The 16,698-nt window shown below is 66.2% G+C and carries 10 protein-coding genes; 6 read left to right on the forward strand and 4 right to left on the reverse strand.

Annotated elements, in window-relative coordinates:
* The first annotated feature begins 44 nt into the window (after positions 1–44).
* Together ET21_RS0111405 and ET21_RS0111410 are read left to right on the forward strand one after the other, a co-directional pair.
* On the forward strand, positions 45–1,811 hold the full coding sequence (locus ET21_RS0111405) for an ABC transporter ATP-binding protein (RefSeq protein ID WP_037470755.1): 1,767 nt from the start codon (positions 45–47) through the stop codon (positions 1,809–1,811).
* Between the two features lie 4 nt (positions 1,812–1,815).
* Positions 1,816–3,684: an ABC transporter ATP-binding protein gene (locus ET21_RS0111410; protein WP_030539790.1), complete on the forward strand. Its 1,869-nt coding sequence runs from the start codon at positions 1,816–1,818 to the stop codon at positions 3,682–3,684.
* Positions 3,685–3,838: 154 nt separating this feature from the next.
* On the opposite strand, the gene ET21_RS0111415 is transcribed toward ET21_RS0111410, so the two are convergent.
* The 4 genes from ET21_RS0111415 to ET21_RS0111430 all read right to left on the reverse strand — a co-directional run bounded on the left by ET21_RS0111415 (position 3,839) and on the right by ET21_RS0111430 (position 10,590).
* On the reverse strand, positions 3,839–5,266 hold the full coding sequence (locus ET21_RS0111415) for an efflux transporter outer membrane subunit (RefSeq protein ID WP_030539791.1): 1,428 nt from the start codon (positions 5,264–5,266) through the stop codon (positions 3,839–3,841).
* Entirely contained in the window at positions 5,259–8,303 is a 3,045-nt protein-coding gene (locus ET21_RS0111420; RefSeq protein ID WP_030539792.1) for an efflux RND transporter permease subunit, read from the reverse strand. Before ET21_RS0111420 ends, ET21_RS0111415 begins: the two co-directional genes overlap by 8 nt.
* Before the next feature lie 4 nt (positions 8,304–8,307).
* Complete coding sequence (locus tag ET21_RS25810) at positions 8,308–9,411, reverse strand: efflux RND transporter periplasmic adaptor subunit (protein WP_051768128.1); 1,104 nt, start codon at positions 9,409–9,411, stop codon at positions 8,308–8,310.
* 102 nt (positions 9,412–9,513) lie between these two features.
* Positions 9,514–10,590 carry an AraC family transcriptional regulator gene (locus ET21_RS0111430; RefSeq protein WP_021239427.1) on the reverse strand — a complete coding sequence of 359 codons (1,077 nt, stop codon included), beginning with the start codon at positions 10,588–10,590 and terminating at the stop codon, positions 9,514–9,516.
* Positions 10,591–10,745: 155 nt separating this feature from the next.
* On the opposite strand from ET21_RS0111430, the gene ET21_RS0111435 reads away from it, so the two are divergent.
* The 4 genes from ET21_RS0111435 to ET21_RS0111450 all read left to right on the forward strand — a co-directional run bounded on the left by ET21_RS0111435 (position 10,746) and on the right by ET21_RS0111450 (position 16,696).
* A complete protein-coding gene (locus ET21_RS0111435) occupies positions 10,746–11,354 on the forward strand; it encodes a TetR/AcrR family transcriptional regulator (protein WP_030539794.1) in 609 nt (202 codons plus the stop codon).
* Positions 11,355–11,694: 340 nt separating this feature from the next.
* On the forward strand, positions 11,695–12,090 hold the full coding sequence (locus tag ET21_RS0111440) for a hypothetical protein (RefSeq protein WP_021239425.1): 396 nt from the start codon (positions 11,695–11,697) through the stop codon (positions 12,088–12,090).
* Complete coding sequence (locus ET21_RS0111445; RefSeq protein ID WP_030539795.1) at positions 12,087–13,337, forward strand: efflux RND transporter periplasmic adaptor subunit; 1,251 nt, start codon at positions 12,087–12,089, stop codon at positions 13,335–13,337. Before ET21_RS0111440 ends, ET21_RS0111445 begins: the two co-directional genes overlap by 4 nt.
* 173 nt (positions 13,338–13,510) lie before the next feature.
* On the forward strand, positions 13,511–16,696 hold the full coding sequence (locus ET21_RS0111450; protein WP_030539796.1) for an efflux RND transporter permease subunit: 3,186 nt from the start codon (positions 13,511–13,513) through the stop codon (positions 16,694–16,696).
* Positions 16,697–16,698 lie beyond the last annotated feature (2 nt).

The following is a 16,698-nucleotide window of genomic DNA, read 5'->3' on the forward strand; positions in this document are numbered from 1 at the left end:
GGAAGAGGGCCGTGGGGGAGAGGGCCGTGGGGGAGAGCGGACTATTGCAACGCAGCCCGCTGCTGCGCTGCCTTGCCATCTATGGTGAGATGCCGGGCCGGTTCCTGTTGACCGCCGTCCTGCTGGCGGCGGTCAATATCGCGCTGGTCGGGCAACAGGTGCTGGTCGGCCATGCGGTGCAGGAAGCGCAGCATGGCAAACTGGTCGTCGCGGGGCCTGACAGGCTTGACTATCATCGCGCCTGGTTCTGGGTCGTACTGCTCATCGGCCTCTCCCTCGCGCGCGCGGTGGTGCAATATGGCGCGGGGCTCCTCTCCCTTTCCATCGGCCAGCGGCTGCTGACGATATTGCGGGCGCGCATTCTTGTGCAGATCCAGCGGCTCGACCTTGCCTATCACTGGCGGCACGGCGTCGGCGAGATGGTGACGCGGATGACCCGCGACGCCGACAAGGTGCGTGACGCGCTCATCAACTTCTGGCGGCAGATTTTCGAAACCGGGCTGATCGTCGCCATCTCGCTTGGCCTGCTCTGCGTCTATTCCCCCTGGCTGGCGCTGCTGCCCGCGCTGCTGCTGGCACTGGGCATCGCGCTCCTCTGGTCAGAGGCGGACACGCTGGTCGCGCTCGACCGGCGGATCGGCGACGCCTATGACGCAGTGACGCAGGATCTGTCCGAAGGCGTGAACGGCGTCCGCGTCATCAAGGCCTTTTCGCTCGGCGAAGCGCGGGCGGAGCGTTTCCGTGCCCATGTCGATCTGTTCCGCGCGGAAGCCAAGGCGGCGATCCGCCATGCCTCCCGCCGCGTGCCCCTGCCCCAGACGATCATCGCGCTGTCCCATGCCTGGGTGCTGGGCTTTGGCGCATGGATGGTGGCGCAAGGGACTCTGGGCGTGGGCGCGCTGGTCGCGGCCATGCTGGTGGTCAACACGCTCGTGCTGCGGATAGAGGGGATTGGCCGCCTGTTGCAGGTCATCGCCGACGCGCGCGCTTCGGCCGCGCGCATCTGGGAAGTGCTGGACGCGGAACCGGTGATCCGGTCAGGGGCAAAGCCGCTGCCTTCCGGCCCATTGGGCGTCCGTCTGCGCAACCTGTCCGCATCGCCGCTGGGCGATGGCGCGGCGGTTCTGCGCGATCTTGGCCTGACGGTGCAGCCGGGGGAAATCGTCGCGCTGGTTGGCGCAACCGGATCGGGCAAGAGCATCCTCACCGCCCTGCTCCCCCGGCTGGTCGAGGTGGACGGCGGCGCGGTTGAAATCGGATCGGACGAAAGCGGATGGCAGGATATTCGCGAGTTGGACCTGCGCGAACTGCGCCGCCGGGTGCATGTGCTGCCGCAGGAAAGTTTCCTCTTTTCCGATACGCTCGCGGCCAATCTGCGGCTGTGCGCGCCCGATGCGACGGAAGCGGAGCTGCGCGCGGCGCTGGACCATGCCGCGGCCGGAGAGTTGCTCGACCGCCTGAGCGAAGGGCTGGACACGCGGGTCGGCGACCGGGGCGCCACCCTGTCGGGCGGACAGCGGCAGCGTGTCTGCCTCGCCCGCGCGCTGCTTGCCGATGCGGACATTTTGGTGCTGGACGACGCCACCAGCGCGCTCGACGCGCGGACGGAGCGCCGGGCGATCGACAATATCCGCGGCCTGCGCGGCGGACGCGCCCGGCCGCTGACGATGCTGGTCGTCGCCAGCCGCCTGTCCACCGCCCTGATCGCCGACCGGGTTGCGGTGCTGGCCGGTGGACGGATCGTCGCGGAAGGCACCCATGCCGAACTTATCGAGCAGAGCGCTCATTATCGCGCGCTGATGGGACTGTAGGACGATGAACGGCTTTCGTGGCGACAGCGCCCTTTCCGATATCGAACTGGAGGAAACGCTTTCCAAAAGATCGCTGAACCAGAGCGTCGTATCAAGGCTGCTGCCCCTGATCGCGCCGGTGTGGCGGCCGATCGCGGCGGTGATCGGAATCGAACTGGTGCAAGTGCTGGCGATCTTCGCCCGGCCGCTGCTGATCGGGCTCGTCATCGACCGGGGGTTGAGGCAGGCGGGCGTCGACGCGCCGCTGATCGCCTGGGCCTGCGCCGGGCTGGCCGCGACCTGGGGCATTCGTTTCGCCCTCGGCGGCCTGTCGCAATATTGCGCGGGGTTGGCGGCGATCCGCGTCCTCAACGATCTGCGCACGCGCGTCTTCGCCCATGTCCAGCGTCTCAGCGTCGGTTATTTCGACCGGACCAAGGCAGGGCGCATCATCGCGCGCGCCGACCGCGACGTCGATACGCTGGAGCCGCTGCTGATCCAGGGGCCGCCCGAATTTCTGTCGGCCGTGCTGCGGCTCTGCCTGTCCGGCTTCCTCCTGTGGCTGATCGCTCCGGCGCTGCTCGCGGGGCTGGCGGCGGTGGTGCCGGTGCTGGTCGCCGCAACCTTCCTGTTCAAGCGGGTCGCGCAGCGCAGTTGGGCCAGGGTCGCTGAAAATCGCAGCCGCTTCACCGCTCATCTGGTCGAAACGGTCGCCGCCGTCCGCCTGATCAAGCAATCCGGGCGGGATCGCGAGAACCTCGCCAAATATCAGGGCCTGCTGGAAGACTTCAATTCTTCGCTCATCTTCGGTTCGGTGCGTTCGGGCTGGTTCGCGCCCTTCACCGGCCTGCTGACCACCGCCGGGCTGGCGCTGACGCTGGTGGTGGGCGGCCGGGGGCTGGCGCTGGGCACGCTGACCCTGGGCGAACTCACGCAAAGCCTATTCTACGTCTTCCTCTTCCTCGCCCCGCTCCAGGAATTCAGCGACCTGTTCGAACGCTTCGCCAACGGCACGGCCTGCGCCCAGCGCATCTTCCTGCTGCTGGATACCGAGCCGGAAATTGCCGACGCCCCTGACGCCCTGATCCCGCCCCTGGTGGAGGGGCGCATAGAGTTTCGCGATGTCAGCTTCGGCTATCGTCCCGGCCAGCCCGTCATCAGGGGCCTCAGCCTCACCATCGAGCCGGGCGAGGTGCTGGCGATCGTGGGGCCGACAGGTCATGGCAAGAGCACGCTCGTGCAACTGCTCACCCGCTTCTATGATGTTGATGAAGGCGCGGTGCTGCTGGACGGACAGGACATCAGGAGCTTTGCCGAACGGAGCCTGCGCAGCCATATCGGCGTCGTGCTCCAGGACAATGTGCTGTTCGGCGGCACCGTGCTCGACAATTTGCGGCTCGCCCGGCCCGATGCGTCCGACGAGCATCTCGTCACGGCATCGGAGCATATCGGCGCTCATGACGTGCTGAGCGCCCTGCCCCATGGCTATGCGACGCAGGTAGGGCCGCTGGGCAGCCAGCTCAGTCAGGGACAGCGGCAATTGGTCTGTCTTGTCCGCGCCTATCTGGCCGACCCGTCCGTGCTGGTGCTGGACGAAGCGACGTCGGCCGTCGACGTCAGCACCGAGCGCCGCATCCAGCAGGCCCTGCGCGTGCTGTGCGAAGGCCGCACCGCGCTGATCATCGCCCACCGCCTGGAAACCATCCGTTCGGCGCACAGGATCGCCGTCATCGAAAATGGGCAGGTGGCCGAAATCGGGAACCACGCCGCGCTGATCGCCAGGGGCGACCATTATGCCGCGCTCCATGCCAGCTACGAGCAGGCGGCGGGGCTCGACCGGACGAATGCGGCACCGGGCGAACCGCGACCGGCTATAGCGAATGCGGCATCATGAGCGCTCAGCCGCCCCGCTCAACGCAGGCTGAAATAGTGGATGCAGTTGCTGAACCTGCGGCCTGCCCGCGGGGCGGGACGGACGCTGGTCAGGATGGAAAGCGGCGGCCTGAAACCTGCGATGCTGCCGATTAGAACACTCACGAGATAGCGCCTCATCGCCCCAATGCCCGGTAAAGCTGGACATGGGCGAGGAGGACGGCGGTGCGCTGCCTTTGCGCCTGGGTTTCGGCCTCGATGGCAGCCGCCTGCGCGTCGAGGAGCGGCAGCAGGCCGGTCTCTCCCCGGCGTGCGCGGAGATCGCTCGTTTTGGCGATGACCGCGCGGGCATCGCGTTCGGCCTTGCCCAGTTCCAGTTGATCGTTCAGCGCGCGCAGGCTGGACAGCGCGTCTTCCACCTCCTGCCATGCCGCGACGACGGTTGCGCGATAGGCGAGCGCCGCGCTGCGCTGTTCGGATTTCCGAAGGTCGAGCGTGCGCTGGAGACGTCCGCCGCTGAAGATCGGCAGCGAGATCGCGCCGCCGATGCTGGTGTTGCGGGAGTCCCAGCCCAGATCCTTGAGGCTGAGCGCGTCAAGGCTGAACAGGCCGCTCAGGCTGATGGCAGGATAGAAGTCCGCCTTCGCCGCGCCAACCAGCGCGGTCGCGGCGTGAAGCCGCGCTTCGGCGGCGAGGATATCGGGGCGGCTGCGCACCATCTGCGAAGGCAAGCTGCTGGGAGGAGGCCCCAGCGCTGGCTCATCATCATGGATGTCCAGAATGTCGAGCGGGGCGTCCGGGCGGCCCTCGACCAGCACGGCCAGGGCGCGGCGCAGGCGGTCGCGCTGCTCCTGAAGGCTGCTCCCATTCCGGCGCGCCGCCCTGACGCGCGATTCCCGTTCGATGACATCCGCCCGCGATGCCAGTCCGCGCGCCTCAAGGGCCTTGAGCGCGGCCGCCGCCCGCTCCGCCAGGGCAAGGCTCCGCCTGGCCTGCATGAGTTCGCGGACCGCCTGCCGCCACTGGAAATAAGTGCGGGCGATTTCGGCCTGCACCGAAAGCCGCATGCCATCGGCATCGGCCTGGCTTTCCGCGACCTGCGCTCCGGCTGCTTCGCGCCTGCGGCGTATGCGGCCCCACAGGTCGATTTCCCACGACGCGCTGCCGCCAATCCCCACCATGTCGAAATCAACGCCCTTCGGCGCATCGCCATCGCCCTTCTCCAGTCCCAGGAGCGGGCGTGCGAAGTCGGCGATACCGGCCGTTCCCACCCGGTTGCGGCTGTAATTGCCCTGCGCGGTCAGGCTGGGCGCGCCTTCGGCCCCGTCAACCCCATATTGGGCCTGGGCGGCAGCGATCCTTTCCACGGCCTGCCGGATGTCGAGATTGTTCACCACCCCCCGCGCCTCCAATGCATCGAGCGCACGATCCTCGAAACCATGCCACCAGGCGGCGGCCACCGGCTTCACCGGCCCCTGCGCGCCCGCGAAGGTGGCGGGCAGGTCCGGCGCCGGACGCACGAAGTCCGGCCCGACCGTGCAGGCGGACAGCAGGAGCGCGAGGATCATCGCGCCGGTGCGGGGCAGGCATGTCCGGTCAGTCATGGCCGATATCCTCCGATGAGCCTGCGCGGGGCGTGAAGACGAGGGCGTAAAGCGCGGGCAAGGCCAGCAGCGTCAGCAATGTGCCCCCCACCAATCCCCCGATCATGACGATCGCCATTGGTCCCCAGAATATGTTGAAGCTCAAGGGAATGAACGCCAGCACGGCCGCGAACGCGGTGAGGACGACCGGGCGGGACCGGCTGATCGTGGCGTCAAGCAGCGCGGCGTTCAGGCTTGCCCCGCCCGCCTGATTGACCTGGACCTGATCGACCAGGATGATCGAGTTGCGCATGATCATGCCCGCCAGCGCGATAAGGCCGAGCAGCGCCACGAAGCCGAAGGGCGCACCCGTGACGAGCAGCGCCGCGACCGCGCCGATCAGGCCCAGCGGCGCTGTGGCCAGCACCAGCAGCACATGGCGGATGCTCTGGAGCTGGATCATGAGCAGCAGCAGCATGACCGCGAACGCGACGGGCAGAAGATCGACGATGGCCTTGTTCGCCTTGGCCGAAAGTTCCTCGTCACCGCCGATTTCGATGCGATAGCCGGGCGGAAGCGCCTGCGCGATGCGGTCGATGCGCGGCTTGGCGCGGGCGAGGATCTGCGACGCCTGGACATCGCCCGCCATATCGGCCTGCACCGTCATCACCGGTTCGCCATTGCGGGTCCAGAGGATCGGCTGTTCCTGCGCAATCGAAATGCGGCCAAGCTGGCCAAAGGGCGCGGAACCCTGCGCAGTGGTGACGGCGATGTCCTCCAGCCGGGCGGGGTCCGTGCGATCGGCCTGTGCGCCGCGCAGCAGGATGGCGGCGCGCTTGTTGCCGTCCAGCACTTCGCCCGCCTGCATGCCCGAAAGGACGATGTTCACATCATCCGCCATGCCGGTGCGATCGCCGCCGATATGCCCCAGCCGGGCCGCATCGAACCGCACGATCGCGGCGGGCGATGGCAGCCCCCAGTTCACCTGAACGGCGGTCGCGTCCTGCGTGGTGCGAAGCACGTCCGCGATCTCGCCAGAAATGGCGCGGAGCCGCTCCACATCCGGCCCGGCGACGCGATATTGCACGGGAAAGCCAAGGCTGGGACCCAGCGAGAGCCGCCGGGGATGGAGGTGGGCGTCGGGCGTGACGCGCAGTCTGCCGATCTTTTCGACCAGCCGCTCGCGCGCAGCCAGATCCCGTGCGACGATCATCACCGTGGCGGTGGCCGGATTGGGAAGCTGCGGACCGAATGGAAGATAGAAGCGCGGCACGCCATCGCCGATATAGCTGTTGAGCGAGGCGATGTCGCGATCGCGCGCGAGGCCCTTTTCGATCTGGGCCACGGCAGCGCTGGTCGCGCCGATCGACGATCCGGGCCGCATCGCGATGTCGACGATCAATTCGGGACGGTCCGATGCCGGGAAGAATTGCTGACGCACGAGGAGCCCGCCCGCCAGGCTGACCGCCAGCAGCCCGGCGGTCCCCGCGACGATCAGGCCACGCCGCGCGATGCACCATGACACGGCCGCGCGCAGCCTGCGGTAGACGGGGCGGTCATAAAGGTCGTGGCTTTCCGGCTTGTCCGGCATGGGCAGCAGCCTGACGCCAAGATAAGGCGTAAAGACCACGGCGACGATCCAACTGACCAGCAGGGCCGCGCCCGTCACCCAGAAGATGCCGCCCGCATATTCGCTGGTGGTCGACCGGGCGAGACCGGCGGGAAGGAACCCGGCGACGGTGAGGAGCGTGCCGGTCAGCATCGGAAAGGCCGTGTGGGTCCAGGCATAGGCCGCCGCGTCCATGCGGCTGGCCCCCTTCTCCAATTGCACGGCCATCGCCTCGACACTGATGATCGCGTCGTCCACCAGCAGCCCCAGCGACAGGATCAGCGCACCCAGCGATATGCGTTCAAGGCCGATGCCAGCCACGCCCATGAACAGGGCGACGATCGCGAGCGTCAGGGGCACCGACAATGCGACGACGATGCCGGTCCGCAGGCCCAGCGTCAGAAAGGCGACGATGAGCACCACGGTCAGGGCCGCGAAGAATTTGATGAGGAAGGTGTCGACCGCTTCCCTGATCGTCACGCTTTGATCCTCGACCTGCGACAGCATCATGCCTGCCGGAAGCTGGCTGCGCAGTTGATCCGCCTGCGCACGCAGCGCCTTGCCGAAGGCCAGGCCGTCCGCGCCCGGCCGCATGGCGACGGACAGCGAGACGGCGGGCTGTCCCTGATGGCGGACGAGCATGGGCGGCGGATCGGCATAGCCCCGGCTGACGGTGGCGATATCGCCGACCCGGACGGCGCCGCCGGGCGTTGCGACCATCGTGTTTTCCACCGCTCCCGCGCCATCGGCCTCTCCGGCAATGCGGACGGGCACGCGGAGCGGGAGTTGATAGGTCCCCGCTGGCGTCACCATATTCCGGCGGGAGAGCGCCCGCGCGACCTGCCCCGGCGTGATGCCCATCCCGGCGAGCCGGGCGGGATCGAAGGCGACGACAATCTGCCGCGGCACTTCTCCCGCGATCTGCACCTTTCCAGCGCCGGGGATGCGCAGGAAAGCCTTGCGCATATGTTCGGCCTGCTGGACGAGCCGCGCATTTTCAGCGCCGGTCAGAAGAAAGACATAGCCATAGACATCGGAATATTCATCGTTCGCGCTCAACGCCACGCCATCGGGCAGGCTGGGCCGCAGGTCCGACAGTTCACGCCGCACCTGTTGCCATATCTCCGGCACGCGCGCGGGCGGCGCGCCATCGAACAGGGACAGGGTGAGCACGCACGCCCCATCGACGCAGTAGGTCTGGATGGTCTCGATCGATTCGGTCGCGCGGAGCTTGCGTTCCAGCGGATCGGCGACCTGCGCCTGCATCTGCGCGGCGCTTGCCCCCGGCCAGCTTGCCGAAACGATCATGTCCTTGAGCGTGAAGCCGGGATCTTCCGCCCGGCCGAGGTGAAGGAACTGAACCGCGCCCGCCACGAACAGCAGCGCGATGAGGAAGCCGACCAGCGCGGGATGTCCGGTCGCCCAGCGGGACAGGTTGAAGCGCGACATTCGTTCAGCGCCCTTCCAGCATCTCGACAACCGTCACGGCCTGACCCGGACGAAGCCCGTGCGTTCCGCTGGCAACGATGGGCGTGCCGTCCTTCAGCCCGGCGACGATGGCATCCTCGCCGCGCAATGCGATGATGCGGACCGGCTGGGGACGGACATGGCGTCCATCGCCGGTCAGTGCCCAGACATTGGCGCCCTTCCCCGCATCCGCCACGCTGCCCAAAGCGGTAAGGGGCACGCGCATTCGCGTTCCTTCCGGGGCGTCCGCGATGGTGACGGTCGCGCTGCTGCCGAACGGCACGGCGGGCGCTGTGGCGGGCAGGGTGAACCATGCCTTGCGCATCCGCAGCGCGTCGCCTTGCGGACTGATGGCGCGCAACCGCCCCGCGACCGTTCCGGGACGGTTCCAGAATGTGATCGCAGCGGTCGCTCCGGGTTTCAGCATGACATCTTCCGGCACCCGCAATTCCACTTCGGACGCGCCGGTCGCGATGCGGACGACGGCGATCCCCGCGCTGACGACAGTGCCGGGTTCCGCGACGATTTCCGTGATCACGCCATCGGCTGGGGCAAGCAGCAGCCCCTCATCGGCCGTCGCCCTTGCCTGGCGCAGCCGCGCCTGCGCTGCCATCAGCCTGGCTCTGGCTGCGTCGGCGGCGAAGCGGCGCTGGCTGACATCTCCAGCGGCGACAGTGCCGTCGCTGCCCAGTCCCCTGACGCGGGCGGCTGCATCCTCCGCCTGCCGCAGATCGGCGCGGGCGCTCGCCTCTTCACCCAGCGCCTGATCCGCCGCAGCTTCGGCTTCCGGCTGGGCCAGACGGGCGATGACCTCGCCTGCGGCAACGATCTGCCCCACCTGAACCCTCAGGGCAGCCATGCGTCCACCCTGACGGAAAGCGAGATCGACCGAGCGCCTGGGGCGAACGACCGCATCGAAGCTGCGGCTCTCTCCGCTATCGCTGACCGCCGGGCGGATCGCTTCCACAAGGGCCGTGTCGGCGGAACGGGTCTGCGCCTGTTCGCCCGGTGAACAGGCGGGCAGCAGGACGAACAGGGAGAGGAGGAGGAAAGGACTGGTCGCGATGCAAGCGCGAGGCGGATGAGTCATGAAGGGCAGGTGTCCGGTCTGTTGGGCCGGGGACCGCCTTCACCCTTTCATGCTGCCTTGGCCTTGCGATCTCGAAATCGACAGGTCGAATTTCGAAATCGATCAGCTCGCCACCCGCATCCTCTGCTTGAAATCGCGCGGCGTTTCCCCGGCGGCGGCCTTGAAGGCGCGATTGAATGCGGGCAGGCTGCCGAAGCCCGCATCCATCGCGATGGTCAGGATGGGCACGTCCGTCTGCGCCGGGTCGGCAAGCGCCGCACGCACCTCCTCGATCCGTTTCGCGTTGAGATAGGCGTTGAAATTGCGAAACCCCATCCCGCCGTTGATCAGCCGCCGCAGCCGGTGTTCGGCGGTGCCCAGCCGGACCGCAAGCTGCCCTATCGTCAGTTCGGGATCGCGATACAGCCGGTCATGCTCCATGATCTGGTCCAGCCGGTGTTTCAGCACGGGATCGACAAGCTCCTCCTCCGGCGAGGACGGCTTTGCCTCCGGCCGCGCCGGGGCGATCCCCGGCCTCGCGGGATGCGGAAATGTTTCCGGGTGCGCGAGGCCGAACAGCGCGCTGTCGAGACCAAGGGTAAGAAGGAACAGCACCGCCGCATCGGCCAGGGAAAGCCATGGCAGGGGCGTGGCGAACCGGCTCGCCGCCTCGCTCCACAGCGACCAGACGATCGTCAGCGCGACGGCGATGACGAACAGCAGCCGCACGCGGCAGCGCGGCTCGACCAGATCGGACGCGCGGTCCCGCCAGGCGAGCCACAGCGCATGGACAGCAAGCATGGTCCCAAGGCCGTAGACGATGGCGTCGCTCGCCCCCGGATCGCCCGGCCGGTGTTTCGCCTGATGCTGCACGAGGACCGCGGCGACGAACGCGATCGCGACGGCTCCATCAATGCCGCCCGGCCGGTAATCATCGTCGAACCAGGCGCGGGCGAACAGCCAGAACAGCGGGATCACAAGCGCCGAACAAAGTTTGATGAACCAGTCGAGCGGCAGGAGTCCCTGGATCACCGGCACGCCTTCCAGCACGAAGGCGACGGTGCACAGCATCAGCATCATGCCAAGCCGGGATGCATAGGATACAGGCGCGCGGCACAGCATGATCGCCCCCAGCAGCAGGAGCCCGATGCTTCCCCCGCGCAGGCAGATATCGATGAAGACGGTATTCGCCTCGACCATTGTTCCTCATTCCGTGGCAGCATGCGCTGGCCGACCGATAGGGGATATGCGGGCGAAGAGGGAAGAATATTGATGATGGCAGCCGCCGTCATGAAGAAGCACCGGGCTTTCATCGCCCTTGAGCTATCCGCAGGAATATCTATATACTGACCGGTATGAAAAACGCTTCCGCCCCTGTCAGAGGCCGTCCGCGCGAATTTGATCCGGACAAGGCGCTTGCCGCCGCGCTGGAGATATTCTGGCGGCGCGGTTATGAGGGCGCGTCGCTCGCCGAACTGACCGAGGCGATGGGCATCACCAAGCCCAGCCTTTACGCCTGTTTCGGCAATAAGGAATCGCTGTTCCGCAAGGCGCTCGACCTCTATGAGCGCGATAAGCTCTGTTATGTGAAATCAGCGTTGGAAGCGCCGACGGCCAAGGAAGTGGCGGAACGGCTGCTGCGGGGCGCGCTCGCCATGCAGTGCGGCAGCACAGATCCCAAGGGGTGCATGGGCGTCATCAGCTCGGTCGCCAGTACCTCGCATGCCGAATGCATTCGCGAAGAGATTTTGGCGCGCCGCGCATCGTCCGACCATGCACTTGTCGAACGGTTCGAACGCGCGAAGGAGGAAGGCGATCTGCCCCCCGGTGTCGAACCGCGAGCGCTTGCCCTTTATCTTTCGACGATCCTCCAGGGCATCGCCGTGCAGGCCGGTTCCGGCGTGGCGGAGAGCCGGTTGACCCAGCTTGTGGATACGACCCTCGCCATGTGGCCCAGTGCGTAATATCAGTGCAATTTCTGCCTTCTAATAAAAAAGACCGGTCGGTACATAAAGCTACTTGACGCGCTATTGCCCTAGATTTATATGCCGTCTGGTAATTTATTCGACATGCTCTTGGTCAGGAGGTCGAATGCAAGACAGGGGTTGCCGTCAATAGCGGCGCAGGCACGGCCATTCGGAGAGGAAGGCCGTTCCTTTTCATCATCAAGAGACGCTGATCGTCCTGGCGCAACCATGCGAGGGGCGCGCAGGGGTTATTCATCTATCCGCGAAAGGCAGTGACTTTGCGGCGCGTTCCCTCGCGCCCCGGCTCTGCTGCCTTCCCAAAACAGGGGACGAGATCATGGTCTATCGTTCAGACATATTCCTGGCCGAAGGCGGCACCGGGGGGACGCTTTACAGCCCGGCGGCGAAGGCCGAAGCGGCCACCTTTTCTCCCTTGGAATGGCAGGTCGTGCAGCTTGCCCGGCAGGACAGCTTGGCGACGCTGCGGGAACCGGGCCGCTGGACCCGGCTGCAAAGGCTGATCTTCGGGCAAAAGCCCGACCCACGGCTTGCCGACAAGCGGTTGGAAGCACTGCGGCAGATCGCCGTCGAAGCCTGGCACCGCAGCTATGACGTCCATTCGCGCCGCATATCCGCCTTCCGGTCCGCAGGGTTCAGCGACGCTCATCTCGAACGGCTGCTTGCCGCCATCGCCGCGATGCGCGGCAGCCCGAAGGTCAGGAGTTTCGCATGAACATGCACAAGTCCATCGACGCCGACAGCAGCAACGCGGTGTCTTCCCCCCTCCTCCGCGCACGCAAGCGTCATGCCGCAATCGCAGCGATTGCGCTGGTTGTCGTCGGCGGCATTGGCTGGAAATTGGTCGATCGTCCGCAGGCGCAGGCGGCGCCCTCAGCGCTCGCGGTGGTGGGGGTCGCTGCGCCGCTCAGCCGCGCGGTCACGCAATGGGATGATTATGTCGGCCGGTTCGCGCCGAGCCAGACGGTCGATATCCGCCCGCGCGTATCGGGTTCGGTGACGGCGATCCATTTCCGCGATGGCGATTATGTGAAGGCGGGGCAGTTGCTGTTCACCATCGACCAGCGCCCCTTCCTTGCGGCTCTCGCCGAAGCCCGCGCCAATAGCGCAAGCGCGCGCAGCACCCTTCTTCTGGCGCAGAATGATTATAAGCGGGTTCAGCGCCTGACGGGCGACGAAGCGGTTTCGGCCAGCGAAGTGGATGCGCTGCGGTCGCGGCTGCAAGCGGCTCAGGCGGCGTTGGCGGCGGCGCAGGCGCGCGAGCGCCAGCGGGCGCTGGAGGTGGAGTTCACGCAGGTGCGCGCGCCGATTTCGGGGCGCGTGTCCGACCGGCGCGTCGATATCGGCAATCTGGTGTCCGGCGCGGAAGGCGCAGGCGCGACCTTGCTGACCACCATCAACAAGCTTGATCCCATCTATTTCAACTTCGACGCGTCCGAAGCGCTGTATCTCAAGTCCCAGCGGGACAAGGATGGCGCTGGCGCGGTCGAGGTGCGGTTGCAGGATGAAGCCGATTATCGCCACAAGGGCCGTCTGGATTTTACCGACAACGGACTTGATCCCCGGTCCGGCACGATCCGCATTCGCGCGGTGTTCGCCAATCCCGATATGTTCCTGACGCCCGGCATGTTCGGCAACATGCGCCTCGCCAATGGCGGCAAGGTGAATGCGCTGCTGATCCCGGATGAGGCGGTGCAGTCGGATCAGGCACGCAAGACGGTGCTGGTCGTCGGCAGGGATGACAGTGTTTCTGCCAAGCCAGTGGAGCTAGGGCCGGTGGTGGATGGGCTGCGGATTATCCGGGCTGGGTTGTCGCCTAATGATCGGGTGGTTGTGAGCAATCTTCAGTCGGCGGTGCCGGGTGGGAAGGTTGCTACGCGGGCTGTGGCGATCAAGGCGGTGGCTGCGCCGGTGGGGGCTGGTGAGAGTGTTGTGCCGGCTGCTTCGCAAGCGACTTTCTAGTTAACTTTAAGCCCTCCCCTTCAGGGGAGGGTTGGGTGGGGGCCCTCCCCCTGCGCCGCACTATCCGGCGAGCCCCCACCTTCTTTCCCTCCCCTGAAGGGGAGGGGCTAAAATGACAGTTCCCGCGATCCCCGGATCGCGCACCCTTTTTCACGCCATCGAGGAACAGACCGATGCGCCTATCCCGTTTCTTCATTGACCGGCCGATCTTCGCTGCGGTCATCGCGGTGGTCATCACCGTGGTTGGCGCGCTGGCCTTTATCGGGCTGCCCGTTTCCCAATATCCCAACATCGTTCCGCCAACGGTCACGGTGTCGGCGCAATATCCGGGCGCGTCGGCCGAGACCGTCGCGTCCACCGTCGCCGCGCCGATCGAGCAGGAAATCAACGGCGTCGATGACATGCTCTATCAGAGCAGCCAATCGACCGGCGACGGCAAGGTGACGATCACCGTCACCTTCAAGGTGGGGACCGATCTGGATGAGGCGCAGGTGCTGGTGCAGAACCGGGTCGCCGTGGCCATCCCCCGCCTGCCGGAAGAGGTGCAGCGGCTGGGCGTGGTCACGCGCAAGACGACGCCGGACTTCCTGATGGTCGTCAATCTGCAATCGCCGGACGGCACGTTCGACCGCAATTACCTGTCCAACTATGCGTTGACGCAGGTGCGGGACCGGCTCGCGCGGCTGGATGGCGTGGGCGATGTGCGGCTGTTCGGATCGCGCGATTATGCGATGCGCATCTGGATCGATCCCGACCGCGCCGCCGCGCTGGACCTGACGGCGGGCGAGATCGTCTCCGCGCTCCGTTCGCAGAATGTGCAGGTGTCCACAGGCGCGCTGGGCCAGCCACCCTATGATAAGGGCGAAGCTTTCCAGTTGGGCGTCGAGATGCAGGGCCGCCTGACCGAGCCCAGGCAGTTCGCCGACATCGTCATCCGCACCGATGCGGACGGGCGTCAGGTGCGCGTTGGCGATGTCGCCCGTGTTGAGCTGGGCGCGCAGGATTATGGCATCAACACCTATCTGTCCGGCACGCCCACGGTCGTGATCGCGGTGATGCAGCGCCCCGGCTCCAACGCTCTGGACGCGGCGGAGAAGGTGAAGGCGGAGATGGATGAACTCTCCAAGAGCTTCCCCAAGGGGCTGGAATATAGCGTCATCTACAACCCGACCGAGTTTATCAGCCAGTCGATCGACGCAGTGTATCACACCCTGTTTGAAGCGGTGATATTGGTCGTCCTCGTCATCCTGATCTTCCTCCAGAACTGGCGCGCGGCGATCATTCCGATCATCGCGATTCCCGTATCGTTGATCGGAACGGCGGCAGTGCTGGCGGCGCTCGGCTATTCGCTCAACAATCTGTCGCTGTTCGGACTTGTCCTCGCGATAGGCATCGTGGTCGATGACGCGATCGTCGTGGTCGAGAATGTCGAGCGGAATATCGAGCATGGCATGTCTCCGCTGGAGGCGGCACGCACGTCGATGGACGAAGTGTCGGCCGCGCTGGTGGCAATCGTGCTGGTGCTGTGCGCCGTGTTCGTGCCGACTTTGTTCATCACCGGCATTTCGGGCGCTTTCTATCAGCAGTTCGCCGTCACCATTTCGACTGCGACGGTGATCTCGCTGATCCTCTCGCTCACCCTGTCCCCGGCCGCAGCCGCCTTGCTGCTGAAGCCCAAGCATGGGGAGCATGATCTGGACAATGCGCCGCGCTGGCGCAGGGTAGGCGCGCGGGCGGCGGCGGGGTTCAACCGGGGCTTTGACCGCATGAGCGCTGGCTATGCCCGGCTGACACGCTTCCTGGTGCTGCGGCCCAAGAAGATGCTGCTGACCTATGCGGGGCTGATCGCCGCGACCATGGCCCTGTTCTGGGTGACGCCGGGCGGCTTCGTGCCTTCGCAGGATCAGGGTTATTTCCTGGCGGTGGTGCAATTGCCATCCGGCGCGTCGCTCGAACGCACGGACAAGGTGACGAAGGAGGTCGCGCAAAAGCTGCTGCCCATCAAGGGGCTGCGCGGCGCGGTGATGTTCGCGGGCTTCCATGGCCCTTCGCAGACGCAGGCGCCCAACAGCGCCGCCATCTACTTCCCGTTCAACAGCTTTGCGGAGCGGGAGAAGGAAGGCGTGACCTATGCCGGGATCATGGAGCAGGCGCACAAGGCCGTCGCGGGATATGACAAGGCGAGCATCCTGCTGCTGCCCCCGCCGACGATTTCCGGCCTCGTCCCTCCGGGCGGTTTCCGCATGCTGGTGCAGGATAAGGAGGAACGCGGCTATACCGAGCTGAACAAGGTCGCGCAGGACTTCATCGGCAAGGCGAACCAGACGCCCGGCCTGTCCATGGTCTATACGCTGTTCGACAATGCGACGCCGCGCGTCTTTGCCGATGTCGATCGGCGCAAGGCCGACCTGCTGGGCGTGCCGCCGGAACGCGTGTTCGAAGCGATGCAGGTCTATCTGGGGTCGGCCTTCGTCAACGACTTCAACTTGCTGGGGCGCACCTATCGCGTGACGGCGCAGGCGGATGCGGACCATCGCGGGACGGTGGCGGATATCGCGAACCTGAAGACGCGGTCGAACAGCGGGCAGATGGTGCCGATTGGCTCTGTTTCGACCTTCGAGGACAAGACCGGGCCTTATCGCGTGGTGCGTTACAATATGCTCCCGGCGATCGAGGTCGATGGCAATACTGCGCCGGGCTACAGCACGGGCCAGTCGCTGACTACCATGGAGAAGCTGGCCGATAGCAATCTGCCGGAGGGCTATGCCAAGGAATGGACGGGCGTCGCCTATCAGCAGGTGATGGCGGGCAACACCGCGGGCATCGTGTTCGGGATGGCGGTCTTCTTCGTCTTCCTGGTGCTGGCGGCGCAATATGAAAGCCTGACGCTGCCGCTGTCGATCATCCTGATCGTGCCGATGTGCCTGTTCGCGGCCATGCTGGGCGTGAACCTGCGGGGACAAGACAATAATATCCTGACGCAAATCGGGCTGGTCGTGCTGATCGCCTTGGCGGCGAAGAACGCCATCCTTGTGGTGGAATTCGCCAAGCAGGCGGAGGAGGAACAGGGGCTGTCGCCGGTTGAAGCGGCGGTGCAGGCGGCGCAGACCCGGTTGCGGCCGATCCTGATGACCAGCTTCGCCTTCATCCTGGGTGCGGTGCCTCTGGTGATCGCGAGCGGGGCGGGCGCGGAGTTGCGGCAGGCGCTGGGCACGGCCGTCTTCTTCGGTATGACCGGCGTGACGGCGTTCGGCCTGCTGTTCACCCCCACCTTCTACGTGGTGTGCCGCGCGCTGGGCGACCGCTTTTCCCGCAAGGGGAAGGGCGGAGCCGCCGTCGCGATGCAGCCCGCCGAATAGGA

The organism is Sphingobium sp. DC-2, assembly GCF_000722555.1.
GTDB lineage: Bacteria > Pseudomonadota > Alphaproteobacteria > Sphingomonadales > Sphingomonadaceae > Sphingobium > Sphingobium quisquiliarum.

What these genes read in the sequence shown, in the direction of transcription:
- ET21_RS0111410 (WP_030539790.1), top strand. Translation starts at nt 1,816, where the DNA reads ATGAACGGCTTTCGTGGCGACAGCGCCCTTTCCGATATCGAACTGGAG.
- ET21_RS0111415 (WP_030539791.1), bottom strand. Translation starts at nt 5,266, where the DNA reads ATGACTGACCGGACATGCCTGCCCCGCACCGGCGCGATGATCCTCGCG.
- ET21_RS0111420 (WP_030539792.1), bottom strand. Translation starts at nt 8,303, where the DNA reads ATGTCGCGCTTCAACCTGTCCCGCTGGGCGACCGGACATCCCGCGCTG.
- ET21_RS25810 (WP_051768128.1), bottom strand. Translation starts at nt 9,411, where the DNA reads ATGACTCATCCGCCTCGCGCTTGCATCGCGACCAGTCCTTTCCTCCTC.
- ET21_RS0111430 (WP_021239427.1), bottom strand. Translation starts at nt 10,590, where the DNA reads ATGGTCGAGGCGAATACCGTCTTCATCGATATCTGCCTGCGCGGGGGA.
- ET21_RS0111435 (WP_030539794.1), top strand. Translation starts at nt 10,746, where the DNA reads ATGAAAAACGCTTCCGCCCCTGTCAGAGGCCGTCCGCGCGAATTTGAT.
- ET21_RS0111440 (WP_021239425.1), top strand. Translation starts at nt 11,695, where the DNA reads ATGGTCTATCGTTCAGACATATTCCTGGCCGAAGGCGGCACCGGGGGG.
- ET21_RS0111445 (WP_030539795.1), top strand. Translation starts at nt 12,087, where the DNA reads ATGAACATGCACAAGTCCATCGACGCCGACAGCAGCAACGCGGTGTCT.
- ET21_RS0111450 (WP_030539796.1), top strand. Translation starts at nt 13,511, where the DNA reads ATGCGCCTATCCCGTTTCTTCATTGACCGGCCGATCTTCGCTGCGGTC.